Source organism: Bradyrhizobium sp. ma5, assembly GCF_042258955.1.
Lineage (GTDB): Bacteria > Pseudomonadota > Alphaproteobacteria > Rhizobiales > Xanthobacteraceae > Bradyrhizobium.
Genome location: NZ_CP170156.1, coordinates 1,789,602 through 1,803,879, shown reverse-complemented (window position 1 = coordinate 1,803,879; position 14,278 = coordinate 1,789,602). Strand labels below are relative to the sequence as shown.

Below are 14,278 nucleotides of genomic sequence, written 5' to 3'. Positions count from 1 at the left end.
TGCGATAATTATCCAGATATTCTTGAGATGCATGTAGCCCAGTGCGTATCCGCAGACGAGCAGGATACCGCCGAAGGATATCAGCAGGAACATCGGCACCAGCGCTGTCAGATGCCCGCCGGCCCTTCCAAACCGCTTCGAAGCAATCAACTCCGCGATTATTGAAAGCGCTTCTCCAAAGAAAATCGCTGCCACCGCTACAATCTTCAATATTGAGCTCATCGCCTGACGTATCGAAAACGCAAGACTAAAGGTGCCGGATTCGCAAAGGCTGGCCAGGCACCACCGCTCACGGCACTCCTCGCAGGCGCTTCAACGCCTGTCCGATTGGCTCCCTGGCTCTCAAGATGCAGTAACGCCTTCGCACAGATCGAAAGCGCCTTCGGGTACGGTGCAGCGGCGAGCCTGGTCAAAACGGGACGGAACCGCGCTGCGGCTGTCGGTTCCCGTGCTAGAGCATCACAGCCTAAGCTGCAATCTGCACAGGGAGTGCGGAATAGCCGTGCACAAAGTTAGATTCAATTCGGTCGGGTTCGCCGACAACCTCGACCTCTAGCCGCGCATTCAACATTTCTTCCCAGAGGATTTTCAACTGCAGTTCCGCAAGATGTCGACCAACGCAGCGATGGATGCCAAATCCGAACGAGAGATGTTGCCGCACGTTCTTGCGGTCAATCACGAAGCTGTTGGCGTTCTCGATGACCTCATCGTCCCGGTTACCAGAGATGTACCACATGACGACCTTGTCGCCTTGCTTGATTTGTTTCCCACCTAAGATGATATCGGCGGCGGCGTTGCGGCGCATATGTGCGATGGGCGTCTGATATCGAATAATCTCGGACACGGCGCTCGACACCAGCTTCGGATTATCGCGCAGTTTTCGCTGCTCGGAGGGGTTTTGATTCATGAACAGGAGGCCCCCGGTAATCGAATTGCGTGTGGTGTCATTCCCTCCCACGATGAGCAGAACCAGATTTCCGAGAAATTCACTCGGCTCCATATGGCGTGTCGCGGGCGAGTGCGCCATCATGGAAATCAGGTCGACGCGCGGCTCGGCATTAATGCGCTCGTTCCAGAGTCGAGTGAAATAGTCCAAGCACTCGGACAAGATTGCGCTTCGCTTTTCCCAGCTGTCGATCGCATGGTCCATTTTCGGAATTGCAACGGCTACGTCCGACCAATAAGTCAAGAGCCGCCGATCCTCAAATGGAAAGTCGAATAGCGTGGCGAGCATCTGCGTCGTCAACTCAATGGAGACCATGTCCACCCAATTGAAGGCATCGTTGCGCGGCAAGCCGTCCAGAATCGTCCTGACCCGACTGCGGATTAAGCCTTCGAGCTTCGTCAGGTTTTCCGGTGCGACTATCGGACTCACAGTATCGCGCTGCTGGGCATGTTTAGGAGGACCCATCTTGATGAAACTCTGAGTCCAGTGCTTATCAGGCACGTCGACAATAGTGACACCGCGCTCAGACGAAAATACCCTATGATTTGTATCCACCGCTACGATATCTCGGTATTTGGTTACGGACCAATATGGACCATAAGGGCTATCTTGGCAGTAGTGAACGGGATCTTCCCTTCGCAGCCGCTCGAAGCAGCCCCAGATGCTATCATTTTGAAAGCGCTTGGCTTCGCTTACATCCAGATTGCTCAGCGGGATACCGCACGCATCATCGGTTCCATAGTTTGCCAATCGAATATTCATGATCGCTTCCGCAGATTTTTCTCTCTCGAGAGGTTACGAATCCTCAGAACGCGATCCATGGTTTCGCGCTTGCCCTGACGTTTTGGTTGTGAGCGGTCGTCGCTCGAACAGAGTATCCCAAAGTGCAGGCAGCCTCCCCTACCATGTCTGGCAGTAAGGATCGCGTTGACTTTCTAAATCGATCTGCGCCAGTGAATCGATGAGAATTATCACCGATACACAGGCGTCCCCCAGTGGCAGCTGCGTCGCCGCTTGAACTATCAAAGAGGGCGCAAGTAAGCATTCTTTAAACTGGCCGCCGCCACGTCTACGGCTCCCCTATCGCCTGTACGACAAACTGAAGAGGGGTCCGGCGCCCGAGCTCTCATCGAAAAAATACGATGTCCAGCGGGGCGGGTCAGATCCCTCCCCTGAGTGCGAGGATCGCGAGGCAGCGCCACCTCCTCACTCTTACCGTCATGCACCTTCAATTACCGGTTGTATATTTTGAACGCTCTCTCTATGATCGCAGTCAGGTTAGAGGAACTCAATTTGGCGACGAGTTGCGCTGGATGTCCGGCAATTCACCCTGTAAGAGGCCAATAGCCACTACCGCTTTCTGAGAGCAGAAAATGGACCCGGTCCGGGTCACCAATTTTTGCCAACCAGCGCGATCAAGTCACGGCGGTCGGCGATCAGCGCCCCCAATTTTGACATCAATTCAGCGAAGCTCAATTGATTGCGCGCGTCATCACTTGACCAAGTGGGCATCAACCGCCCCGGCGTGCTCCAACTCGGCGGTGTTCTTGACGTGGACAGCATTCGCACCGGCGCGGTGATCGGACGCAATCGCGACATAGAGCGCGGGCAGCACGAAGAGCGTGAACAGCGTGCCGATGGACATGCCCGCGACGAGCACGAGCCCAATCGAGAAGCGGCTCGCGGCGCCAGCCCCCCTTGCGGTCAACAAGGGCAAGAGACCGGTGACCATCGCCGCCGTGGTCATCAAGATCGGACGAAGTCGAACGCGCGCCGCCATCTCGATAGCCGAGCGGCGGTCGAGCCTCTCCTTGAGCTGCAGCTCATTGGCGAACTCAAGCAATAAGATACCGTGCTTGGAAATCAGCCCCACCAGTGTCAACAGCCCGACCTGAGTGTAGATGTTCATCGTCGACAGGCCAAAGAATAGCGGGATCAAGGCCCCGACGATCGCCATCGGAACGCCGATCATGACGATGAGGGGATCGCGCAGGCTTTCGAACTGCGCCGCAAGCACCAGAAAAATGATGATAATTGCAAACGCAAAGGTGATGGCGAGTTGATTACCCTCGCGCACATATTGGCGAGCGTCGGCAAGGAAGTCGTGGCTAAAGCCTGCGGGCAGCTTCTTTGCCTCCCGGTCCAAGTACTCCACAGCTTGACCGATCGTGACGCCAGGCATCGGTACGGCCTGGAAGGTCGCGGAGTTGAGCTGGTTGTAGTGGGTGAGCGTATTCGGATCGGTCGCAGTCTCGATGGAGACCACGGTCGACAGCGGCAGCATCGAGCCTCTCGCAGTCTTCACATAATAGCTTCCGAGTGAATCCGGCGTCAGGCGTTTTTCGCGCGCCACCTGCGGGATCACCTGGTAGGAGCGCCCCTGCAGGTTGAAGCGGTTCACGTAGTTGCCGCCGAGCAGGGTCACAAGCGCGCCACCGACGTTGTCCATGGTGATGCCAAGATCGCTTGCCTTGGATCGATCAACCTTGATTTGCACCACCGGCTGATTGAACTCAAGGTCAGAGTCGCTGACCGCGAACAGACCGCTCTTACGAGCGGTATGCTTCAGCTTCGACATCTGCTCATAGACGGACTGGAAACCTAGCGTCGAACTGATCACCATTTGCACCGGTAGGCCGCCCGAACCGCCCGGAAGAGGCGGCAAGCCAAAGGCAAACGCGTTGATGCCTTCGATTTTGGACAGCTCGGCCTGAACGGACCATTTCAGCGCGATCGATGATTTCTTGCGCTCGTCCCAAGGTTTGAGCAACATGCCGGCCATGCCGCCCTGCGGATCGCTGCTGCCGTTGAGCACGAAGCGCAAATCGGTCTCGGGAAACTTCTGGAACGCTTTGTCGAGCTTGGCGCCGTAGTAATCGAGGTAATCGATATTGGCGTATTTCGGCGCTTTGGTCAGCGCGAATATGATGCCCTGATCCTCCTCGGGTGCGAGTTCCTTGGACGTATGCATATAGAGAAAGCCGACAAGGCCCAGCATGGTCAGCGCAAACAGCCCGGTAATCGGACCATAGTCGAGTGAGCGGTCGAGGTTGCGACCGTACCAGCGGGTCGTGGCGCCGAACGCGCGGTTCACAACTCTTGCAAATCGCCCCTCTTCAGAGCTCTTCAGAAAGACCGAACACATCATCGGAGACAGCGTCAACGCAATCACGCCCGATACGATGACGGAGCCCGCCAGCGTAAACGCAAATTCGCGGAACAGCGCGCCAGTGAGGCCGCCGAGAAAGCCGATTGGCGCGTACACGGCGGCCAGCGTGATCGTCATGGAGACGACGGGACCAACGATCTCGCGCGCCCCCTGGGTCGCGGCCAGCGCGGGTGGCGCGCCTTGTTCCAGATGGCGAAGAATATTCTCCACCACGACGATTGCATCGTCGACCACGAGGCCAATCGCAAGCACCATCGCGAGGAGGGTCAGAAGATTGAATGAAAACCCCAGCGCCAGCATCATGCTGCAGACGCCAATGAGCGACAGCGGAATGGTGACGACGGGAATGATGACCGACCGAAACGAGGCCAGGAACAGGAAGATCACGACCACCACGATCAAGACGGCCTCGACCAGTGTTTTTTCCACCTCATCTATCGATGATTGAATGAACTTCGTGGAATCGTAGGTCACTTTCATCTTCAGCGATGGCGGCAAGTTGCGCTTCATGTCTGGAAATAGCGCCCGAACCCCTCGCACTATGTTCAGTGGATTGCCTTGAGGGCTCGCCTGCACGCCGATGAAGACCGCGTGCTCGCCGTTCATGGAGACGCTGGCGTCTGCGGTCTGCGCGGCAAGCTCGACCGTCGCAATGTCCTCCATGCGTACAAAGCCGCCGTCATTGGCCTTGACGATCATGCGCTTGAAGTCATCGACACCCCGCAGATCAGTGTTGGCCGTGATGTCGGAGATAGTGAGATAGCCCTTGACCTGACCGGCCGCGGCCTGGAAGTTGTTGGCGGCAATTGCAGCCGAAACGTCCGCCGGCGACACGCCATGCCCCGTCATTTTCGCAGGATCGAGCCATAGCCGCATCGCAAAACTCTGGCCGCCCAGGATGTCCGCCGCTGCGACCCCCTCTACAGTCGACATAACCGGCTGCACCACGCGTGAAAGATAGTCGGAGATCGCGCTGGCCGTCAGTTCCTCGCTGGAGAAAGCGATATACATGACAGCCGTGGTCTGACCGGCTGACTTGGTGACGACCGGATCGTTTGATTCCTTCGGAATTAGATATTTGACCGAGTTGACCTTGGAGAGCACTTCGGTAAGCGCCTCGTTGGGATCAAAATTGAGCTTGATGTAGACTTGGATCGTCGAGCTACCGAGCACCGATGAGGACGTGACGTAGTCGACGCCCTCGGCGGATGCCACTGCCTGCTCCAGGGGGGCCGTGATGAACCCCTGGATCATGTCGGCGGAGGCACCAGGGTAGGAGGTCGTGATATTGACGACCGTGTTTGACAGCTTCGGATACTGCCGGATCGGCAAAACGGCGGCCGCGCGAAGACCGATCAGCAGGATCAGCAGACTGATGACGACGGATAACACCGGACGTTTGATGAAAAGCTCGGCCAATGCCATCGAGGCTCTCGCATTCGGGAGGGTGACGCAAATTCGCTGGCACTGGCAAGTCGCGCTCCAGTTGCGGTCATCAGCGCGGCTGACAGTGGCTCGGGCCGATAGCGAGAGGAAAGCGGAATTGGCTGCTCTAACGTCTAGTTCCTAGGCAAGGGTCCGGTGCTCCACTTCTCCATCGCCATTCCTTGGATAAATCTTGGCCTGCGGTTTGATCGCTGATCGCGATCTCTAGTATGGACACACCTCTTCAGGATAAAGACCCATGTCATTTTGTGCGCAATCGGCCCGAGGTCCGACTCAAAATACGGAAGCGGGGCTCGCGCATTTCCATCCCGCTTCATCCTCACGCCTCAATGGTACGCAACGCCTTCCAGCAAGCGGATCAGTCGACACTAACGGTTTCCCGCGCCACACCGGTCGAACGATCCAGCGGCGACGTCGAAAGTACAAACAACTCGACGAGTGACTCAACTCTACAAAGGCAAGCGCGCGATATAGAATGGGTTGCCAAACCTACACCAAGGTTTGTCGACGCCTTAAGCCGGCATGAGCCGCGCGAGACTTGCGACGTTACCCCGGCGCCAAGATGGACCGGCGCACAAATGCATTCCAGAGTCCCGTGACGTCGAGCGGCTCCGGGGTGATGCGAACCTCGTCAATCTCCGGCGAATATGGGGAAACCGCCGCTTGCAGGCGATACCGCTCGGGCACGATGCGACCGGATGGAAGACGGCCGAGCCGAGCGACGCGCTCGGCGTCGGTCCTGCTTCGAGGCCAACCTCGATCGGTTTCCAGAAATTCGCGCCGAGTGCTGCCAGCTTCCGTACAGCATTGTGTTGAGCTCGATCCCGATATAAGAACGCCACGTTGCAGCGTCACGATTGCGGCCAACCATGATCCGTCACATCGTCTTTCACAGCCAAGGAACAGGCCAGTATCGCCCAGATCGTCGAAGGTCTGTCAGTTCTCACCGCAATCCCGTATGCACGCCGGCTCGAGATTGCGCGCAACCGCAAGAGCGATCAGTTCGGCAATGAGGTCGACGTCGTGGTGTACGGTGAGTTCGACAGCGAGATGGATCTCGCTGCGTACAAAACGCACGATTTGTATCAAGAAGCGCGATCCGGTGCGTCCGGCCGCTTCGGGAACTGCGGTTTGCCGCTGACTACGAACTGTCAGCAGATGTCTATTTCGCTGGAAAGCAAGTTGCGCGACGGCTCGGCGTCTCCGCAAACCCGCGATGGCGCCGCGTCCAGTTTCGGCAGCGGGCTGCCTTGGCGGCGGCAGCGGCGTCATTCCGACAGCGTGTCGGGCCTTGTACGCAAGTGCTCGATATGATCGAGAGGTTCAGGTTGGAGCACTACTCCTGACGTGCTGCGAGCGGTTTTGCCGGGCGAAGCTGCCGGCCCCGGCGTGTGCCACCGTCTGTCAAACCATTCGCACGGACACGATATCGGTTGGTTCCAGCGCCACTGCATTCATCCGGTGCCGGAATGCAACCGGGGCCGGGTGTGTATAGTCTACCGAGCTGCATGCTACTCTGCGCTACATGGCGATGAGCTCGGATCACCATGTCTCCGCTCATTTGCAAATGTTTAATCGTCTGGTCGAGGGCAACGGCGGTTCGCTACGGGCAGAATGGGTGTGCCATAGCGATCGCCGTGCCCGTGCGCCATGCTCGGCCGACAAGTACAACCGAGAGGATCAGGTGGGCTGATCGGTGATGTGCATGATTGAGAAATAGTTGTCCGGGTGGTGCAGAACGTCGCCAGCATTCACATTTGAGAGCGTAATTGAATTGCCCTCTCCGAGGTGGACGACCGTGCTAATGGGGCCAGCCGCCACGATGTGACTGGTAAGATCGGCAAGCGTATGAATACCAGTGTGATTAATCCCGTCCTCGATGTGCAGTTTATCCCCCACCGTGAAGTCCATCACCAAATCGTCGACGTTCCCGCTCGTGAACATGAAGTTGTCGCCGCCGTAACCGCCGACCAGAGTATCGTTGCCCTGATTGCCGTACAAAAAATCGTCGCCGGCACCACCGTAAATCGTGTCGGCTCCCTGATTGCCTTCCAGTTCATCGTCGCCCGTACCTCCGACAATCAAGTCGTTCCCGCCCCGCCCCTGGATGAAGTCCTATCGGGTGTCCCAACCACGTGATCGTTGAAGTTCGTGCCGCGCATTACAGCCATTTCTTCTCCTGTGTTTTGTCTGCCAGACGAGCGGTCACGGAAGTGTGGTGCTCTGGCTGAGGAACATACACACCGGATCTGACGAAAACCTGACTTGCACACCCAACCAAAACGGTGCGATGGGTTATCCAATTGCAGACCGTTGTGCAAATCGTTTCACAAGCCGGCGGCTCCGCCGAATGGACAAAGTCGACACGGGTGAAGTCGTCGGGCCGATCCAAGCCATTGTACGAGGAGCAACGGTCGCATCACGCCAAGCGGCGAACTCGTGATCACGCAATCCGGCACTCATTGGCAGACAAGCGATGCCAGCGAAGCGCAACCTTGACCAAGTTCATGCCCTCCTGCTGTTCAAGCAGCAGCTCGCACGGCTTCTCATGCGTTTGTGGTTTACGTTCAGATCGCTCAGCGGGATGCAAGCATCGTCGGCTCCAACATCTGCCAATCGAGTTTCCATGATCGTCTCCGCAGATCTTGCTCGCCCGAGAGCTTACGGATCCATAGTAGCGATTTAAGGTTTCGAGCTGTCGTGGCGTCTTGTTGGGAGTCGTCGTTCGACACAGTATCGCAAAGTTTACGCCCCCCCTACCATTTCCGGCAGTCAGGGTCGCGTTGACTCTCTAAATCGATCTGTTCCAGTGGATCGATGGGAAACTACCACCGGTAGACAGGCGTCGCGTCATGGCAGCTGCATTACTGCTCGGGCTATCGAACAGGACGAAATGTGATCATTCTTTGAACATGGCTAACCCCGCCATCTTCGGCTGCTCGGGACAGCCCCTCAACTTATTACTTCGTTGGCCGCAGGATGGTGGACGAGAACTGCAAAAGCGATCGTCATCGACAAAATCATCTACCGTTCCGCCGAGAGAAGCCAATTTGTTCTTCAACACAGCGACTAGCCTGCGAGCATCCATCATCCTGAGGAGCAATTTGCCATTGAGACAGGCAGGACGTCTTCGCGAACGATCGGCATCGAGTTCGCGAGGCGCGATCGCTTGCCGCACCGCATACATCCCCCCAGATCGGCCGCGTCGGTTGCCGCCTGCGCGAACGAGAAAAGAGGATCCGGCACCCGACCTGATCGCAGAAAATAGGATGTCCTGCTGGGGCGGGTCGAATGCAGGTTCCGCATCGCCCCTTTGCGAAGCATTTCGCATCCGCTGCGGTTTGGTGGCGTCGCCCCCGCTGCAGAACGCCGCGCTGCTTGCAATTCCTTGCGCCGGGACCTGAAAGGATCAGACGAATGACAGCACACCTCATGGCGTTAAAGGACCTAAATCCCAGCGGCCGGGAACTGGAGATTACGACGACGACAGGGTGCATCGTCCGATGTTCCTATTGTCCCCAGGATAAGTTCGCTGAACGCCAACGACCCGTGTCCCAAGCGAAGCACCTTGGTCTTCAGGATTTCAAGCGATGTCTGGCACGCGTACCAGCCGGTATCGATATCGGCTTTGCGGGTTACTCGGAGCCTTGGCTCCATCCGGAGTGCACGACGATGGTTGAGTATGCTTACGCGCGCGGCCATGGCATTCGAATTTTCACGACCGTTGTCGGAATGAATGGGAGTGACGTTCGGCGATTGCAAATGCTGCGGTTCCAGGCTTTTGTCGTACACGTCCTGGATGACGGAACTTACATGAATAGCCGTCTTGTCGGGAAGACGCATCTCAACGTCATGCGCCGACTGGTCGACGCGAACATTCCTTCAATTCGATTCGTCGTCTTTGGCAAAATCCATCCCGATCTCGCCGACATCGTTCCCGCCAAAGCACTGGAGCGCTTGCGGCCCTTGAGTAGCAGGCGAGGACGAATTGATCCGAATATCATTAAACCACGACAGCCGGTTACCGGAAGTTTGACATGCATCAGCAAACGGCAATATCGGAATGTCCTTCTCCCGAACGGCGACGTTACCCTGTGCTGCATGGATTTTGAGCGGCGTCATGTCCTGGGCAATCTTCTGCGCGACCAATACGAAGATCTGTTCGAAGGCCGAATGTTTAGCGAAATTGTCAATCGCATGAACGGAATCGATGGCTTTCTGCTTTGCAGGACGTGTGAGTTTGCCAGTCCGCAGACGTCGGGATGCTGCACGGATGCCGACCAACTATCGTGACGACAGGACCGCGCGAGTGCAGATGCTGAGACTTTTCTGAAGAACGATAAGCGACCAAAGCCTATTCGCTCGCTGCTTGCCAGGAATGGCCAAACCGACAGGAAACTCGCCGGACCGGATATACCCTGACAGCAGGCGGATCAGAGCCGCGCTTCAGTGAGGTGAACCAGCTGAGATCCTGCTCTGTAGAGGGCCTCACGGGCGGCACGAAACCGCCGGTGTTCAACCGGCGCGGCAGGAAGCGGTAGATCTATTTCCGCAAGGTGCCCGAGGACATAGGACGCCAGCACACGGCCGAAGACGGTCCCGGTTGCAATACCGCGCCCGTTGTAACCACCGAAGGTGACCACGTTGCGGTCGAGCTTGTGAAAGCGCGGCAGGTGGTCGGAAGTCATCCCGATCATCCCGAACCAGCCGGTTTCGAACTCGAGTTCACCGAACTGCGGAAACAGCCTGCGTAGCGACCTCACCGCCCAGGCTCGGTGAACCAGGGCGCCGATACCCTCCAGAGCGCCCACGCTGCCGAACACCAGACGGCCCGACCGATCGAAGCGAAACGAGGAAAGGACCTCGCTGGTGTCCCATGCTCCTTGCCGTTCGGGCAAGATTGACGTCCTTGGACGGTCTGATAGGGGCCGCGTGGCCAAATTGAAGTAAGGCAAGCGGATCTGCTCCCGCTGAACCTGCGGCCAAGTGGTTTTGCCGTAGGCGTTGGTGGCGACGATCACCCACTCAGCACATACGGATCCCGTTCCCGTGCCAACCCTCCAGCGCAAACCCATATCGCGGACTGTGGGGACCTCAGTCTGCGTGAATATCCTCGCGCCCGCTGCAAGGGCAACGCGTGCCAGGCCGCGCGCATAAGCCAGTGGCTGTATTGTACCGGCGCGCTTGTCCAGGAGGGCGCCGGTATAGTTGCCACCGCCAATCTTTCTGCGCGTTTCCTCCGGATCAAGCACCACGACCGGAGCGCCACGCTTCTGCCACTGTTCGGCACGTATCTGGATTTGCTGGAAGCCCCTGCGGCCGACCGCGCAATGCAGGGTCCCCGCGCGCTCAACTTCGCAGTCGATCCCATGTCTCTCGATCAGTTCAAAAACCTCTTGCGGTCCCCTACCCAGTAATTCGATGAGCCGCTCTCCAAACGGAGGCCCGAGAGTAGCTGAGAGCGTGTCGGGCATGACCCACATGCCCGCGTTGACGAGCCCAACGTTGCGCCCGGAACCACCGAATCCAATTTCGGATGCCTCCAACAGGATTGCGCGCGCGCCTGCCTTCGCGAGGTGAATAGTCGCAGAGAGTCCGGTATATCCACCGCCGATCACAACGACATCCGCTTGCGCGTCGCCCACAAGAGGACCCGTATACGGCGGAACTGGCGCCGTCAGCTCCCACAAGCCGTGCGATTTGGGGTTGCCGTGCATCCGACGAACTCGTTCGGGCCGCTGATCATGAACGACATTGACCTACACATCGTGACAGCCGCCACAGAAATCAACTCCAGTAATTGTGGAGCCGATTTTTCTCTCAAAGGCGTACCTGTGACGCAAGAGTATTGGACAACTGCCCGGTTCTGGTGAGGTCGTGTTCTCCAAAATCGAAGATCCTGTGATTTCCCTCAAATTTAAAGGGTCTGCATTACCGCATTGACCTCGTGAGGGTCGCCTTCGGTGTCAAAACGCCGATCCGAACAGGACCAGTACTGAATTGGCACTTCAAACAGTTGACCGGCAGTAGCAGCGGAAGAGGCTTCACCGAACCGTGAGCTCCCAGATGCGGATGTGCCCCCCTTCAATCGATGGTCGGAAACTATGCATGCTTTTACCGCGCAGCTTACTGTCATCGATCAAGTTCAGGAAGAGCTGAGGCCATGGCCCTGTGATCTTCGTCAAAGCAAGAACGCTCCAGGTCGTCCTTTGTCTTTTCGTTCCAATACGGGGCGGCAAAGAGAATAAGCTCAACTTTTTCATTAGGCTGCAGCGCAGAATAAATGTCACTGAGGCGCGCTTCTGCGTGCTCGGAATAACCTAACCGCTCGTTGTTTAACTTTGTGGTGAGAACGGCTGCGGATTAATATCGAGAGCCACCAGGCGTTCTGCCCCAGCGCGGAGTGCCGCCAGCCCCAGCACACCTGATCCGTATCCCAGATCTAACACTGTTGCTCCAGATTGGATGTGCCACTTCGATATCAAGGCATCGGGAGCATGACTTAGACGTGGCGACAGAACGCCAGGGAGAACGTGCAAAAGCATACCGCACACTTCCACATCGTGCGGGTGTTCGCACGACCGGAGATCAGCGATCATTGCGTCTACGTCGGTCGTTTGGCGCCGCGCCGATATGCCTGAGGAGGCAATCATTTCAACTCTCCAGTTCGGTAGCGCGTTCGGCACCCGTTTTGCGTCATCGTCGTCCCGTCCGATCGATGGAATGCCCGATTGGGCGAGTACGACAGCTGTCGCAGGCTCCGTGCTCTGTACAGGGCACGGCGGTTTAAAGGAGTTGCGAACATGGTTCGTCCTGTGTGTCTGAATGCGCTCTTCGCTGACCATCGTTTCCTCCCAATAGCAACGGCCGTGCCATCGGCACTCAAAACGCGCTCGGCTTCTGATTTTCCTTGAAGAACGGCCGCCGGCGGGCCTGGGGTGTTCTGCCGCCCAGCGTGTCGGCACCAGTGTCGGAAACCGAACACGTATACCCGAGTTGGTGTACGAATGGCTTCGTGTCGCGGCCATTCGCACGGCAGTTGACCAGAAAGCAGAAGTTGCGGCCTACATTGAAAACTCACGTTTCAGCGAAAGCTCGTCAGGAACGGACAACACTTCGCCCAATTCACGGTTTTGATGCCGCCCAAATGGCTATCTGGCTGATCAAGGAGCGAGACGTCGCCCTGCGCCGGGTTTGCACTGCGACCGATCGAAAACTCGCCCAACAGCATACAGGTCATGCGATCATAGCTCCATACTCACCGCCATCGAGATCGGGAGGTCAAGACGATCACGATCATCAGTGCAGCGGCATGCGCAAAATGGAGCTCACTTCCTCAACTGATAGCTTCTTTTGTCATCTGACGTTTTCCTTGGTGGACAGGCCGATGGTGCAGCGTCTTTCGAGAAGGGTTACGCACTGGCCATCGTTCATTCTACCTCTCACTAGGCCACGTCGGGCTTTGGAGGGCTAACGTTATTGGCTCGCCGTCGATCGTGCGGGCATCGGGTCATCAGCAACTCCCACTGGCACCTGAACCCGGAGAGTTGGTTGGCGCCGACTGGAGGCGCGCCCCCCAAGGAGGCTCGCCTGTGGCGATCGACATGCTCCCAAACCTGGTCGTGAGATCGTCGGTCGGAGTGGCTCAACGGCATAAGTGCAAATCACCTCACTGCCCGCGTGATCGTCACTTCGAGGTCACCTACCAGTTGTTGAAATTGAAGTTCATCCCCCCGGGGAAGAGGTAATCTCGACACCGTATTGGACTGCACCGACGTTTATGTCGCCAAAGTACCCCTTCGACTTGATCCACTCCAGGATGCTCTTGATGTCCACTGTTCCGCTGTTGGTTTTCGAAGTGCGCAGCAATGAGATGACGTTGTGACCATTGAAGCCTTCAAACACGTTCCAAGTCGCCCCGCCTAGATTGACGTTGCTGTAGACCGGGATCGCCGCACCAGAGGGGGCATAATGATAAGAAATGGGCTTAACGTTGCCGCTTCCGTCCGGGTTTCCGGTGTAGTTTGTCCAGAGCATTATCTCATGCTGGTTTGAACTGTCCGAGATATCGTAGGCGACGTCCCAGGCGCCGCCGCTGGGAGGAACGTCCTGATTGAAGCTCGAGGTCTGAGTGTTGATTGAACTGAGCCGTTTTCCGATATTGAAAGCCTCGTGCGGATAGCTCTTGATGCCAGCAGTATTAGGCTGGTTCGACCACACGCCCCACTGGTTGACTGCCCTCACCGAAATCGTCTGAGGTCCAGCACCCGGCCCCATACGACGTTGTTCCAAGAGTAGCCATCGCGTGAAAAAGTCCCGTATGGAGCGCTCGAACTCCAAATCGGTGCCCTTGCCGATACAGGGCGCCAGATGATGGTGACCCGGCTCCATTCAAGGCCTGCCTGAACAGATCATGATCCTCCTGTGTCCGGACGTATCCCGTTGGGGACGCCCCATGCGAGCCGGCACCGTTTATCCGACTGGACTCCATAAAGCTCTCTTTCTGGTTATGAGAACAACGTCTCTTGCAGATTCGCCGAGCGAGCGCCCGAGGTTCGTGAGTTAGATGGCATCGGCATCTAGAGATCAGGTCCGAATGCTAGGAAGGTTGCCTTTCGAGGAGCTGACGAACTCGAGGAAAACGGTGGACCCGCGCCCGGAAGAGCTGTGATGGGGAAATGCGATCCGGCAGGCGCCCCTCGCTCCACGCTCGATCG

9 protein-coding genes are annotated in these 14,278 nt (G+C 57.2%); 2 read left to right on the top strand and 7 right to left on the bottom strand.

Translation table 11 applies throughout. The features are described from left to right. Positions 1-466: 466 nt before the first annotated feature. On the bottom strand, positions 467-1,708 hold the full coding sequence (locus tag ACE103_RS08450; RefSeq protein WP_375779052.1) for a cytochrome P450: 1,242 nt from the start codon (positions 1,706-1,708) through the stop codon (positions 467-469). 730 nt (positions 1,709-2,438) lie between these two features. After that, positions 2,439-5,540 carry an efflux RND transporter permease subunit gene (locus ACE103_RS08445; RefSeq protein WP_375779051.1) on the bottom strand — a complete coding sequence of 1,034 codons (3,102 nt, stop codon included), beginning with the start codon at positions 5,538-5,540 and terminating at the stop codon, positions 2,439-2,441. A gap of 933 nt (positions 5,541-6,473) precedes the next feature. On the opposite strand from ACE103_RS08445, the gene ACE103_RS08440 reads away from it, so the two are divergent. Then, on the top strand, positions 6,474-6,875 hold the full coding sequence (locus tag ACE103_RS08440; protein ID WP_375781052.1) for a Dabb family protein: 402 nt from the start codon (positions 6,474-6,476) through the stop codon (positions 6,873-6,875). A gap of 366 nt (positions 6,876-7,241) precedes the next feature. Here ACE103_RS08440 and ACE103_RS08435 read toward each other — a convergent pair whose 3' ends face one another. Then, a complete protein-coding gene (locus ACE103_RS08435) occupies positions 7,242-7,670 on the bottom strand; it encodes a hemolysin-type calcium-binding protein (protein ID WP_375781051.1) in 429 nt (142 codons plus the stop codon). Positions 7,671-8,978: 1,308 nt separating this feature from the next. Here ACE103_RS08435 and ACE103_RS08430 point away from each other — a divergent pair. Then, the gene (locus ACE103_RS08430; protein WP_375779050.1) at positions 8,979-9,854 is read left to right on the top strand and encodes an SPASM domain-containing protein; all 876 of its coding nucleotides are present in this window, start codon (positions 8,979-8,981) and stop codon (positions 9,852-9,854) included. A 140-nt stretch (positions 9,855-9,994) separates the two neighbouring features. Here ACE103_RS08430 and ACE103_RS08425 read toward each other — a convergent pair whose 3' ends face one another. The 4 genes from ACE103_RS08425 to ACE103_RS08410 all read right to left on the bottom strand — a co-directional run bounded on the left by ACE103_RS08425 (position 9,995) and on the right by ACE103_RS08410 (position 13,952). Continuing rightward, positions 9,995-11,278, bottom strand: coding sequence for an NAD(P)/FAD-dependent oxidoreductase (locus ACE103_RS08425; protein WP_375779049.1), 1,284 nt, complete (start codon positions 11,276-11,278; stop codon positions 9,995-9,997). A gap of 618 nt (positions 11,279-11,896) precedes the next feature. Further along, the gene (locus ACE103_RS08420; protein WP_375781050.1) at positions 11,897-12,106 is read right to left on the bottom strand and encodes a 50S ribosomal protein L11 methyltransferase; all 210 of its coding nucleotides are present in this window, start codon (positions 12,104-12,106) and stop codon (positions 11,897-11,899) included. A gap of 539 nt (positions 12,107-12,645) precedes the next feature. Continuing rightward, a complete protein-coding gene (locus ACE103_RS08415; protein WP_375779048.1) occupies positions 12,646-12,801 on the bottom strand; it encodes a hypothetical protein in 156 nt (51 codons plus the stop codon). A 485-nt stretch (positions 12,802-13,286) separates the two neighbouring features. Then, positions 13,287-13,952, bottom strand: a complete 666-nt coding sequence (locus ACE103_RS08410; protein WP_375779047.1) for a glycosyl hydrolase — start codon at positions 13,950-13,952, stop codon at positions 13,287-13,289. Between the last annotated feature and the right edge of the window lie 326 nt (positions 13,953-14,278).

Bases quoted from the DNA above. Each gene is read 5' to 3' on its own strand.
- ACE103_RS08450 (WP_375779052.1), bottom strand. From the start codon at position 1,708: ATGAATATTCGATTGGCAAACTATGGAACCGATGATGCGTGCGGTATC.
- ACE103_RS08445 (WP_375779051.1), bottom strand. From the start codon at position 5,540: ATGGCATTGGCCGAGCTTTTCATCAAACGTCCGGTGTTATCCGTCGTC.
- ACE103_RS08430 (WP_375779050.1), top strand. From the start codon at position 8,979: ATGACAGCACACCTCATGGCGTTAAAGGACCTAAATCCCAGCGGCCGG.
- ACE103_RS08425 (WP_375779049.1), bottom strand. From the start codon at position 11,278: ATGCACGGCAACCCCAAATCGCACGGCTTGTGGGAGCTGACGGCGCCA.
- ACE103_RS08420 (WP_375781050.1), bottom strand. From the start codon at position 12,106: ATGCTTTTGCACGTTCTCCCTGGCGTTCTGTCGCCACGTCTAAGTCAT.
- ACE103_RS08415 (WP_375779048.1), bottom strand. From the start codon at position 12,801: ATGACCTGTATGCTGTTGGGCGAGTTTTCGATCGGTCGCAGTGCAAAC.
- ACE103_RS08410 (WP_375779047.1), bottom strand. From the start codon at position 13,952: ATGGAGCCGGGTCACCATCATCTGGCGCCCTGTATCGGCAAGGGCACC.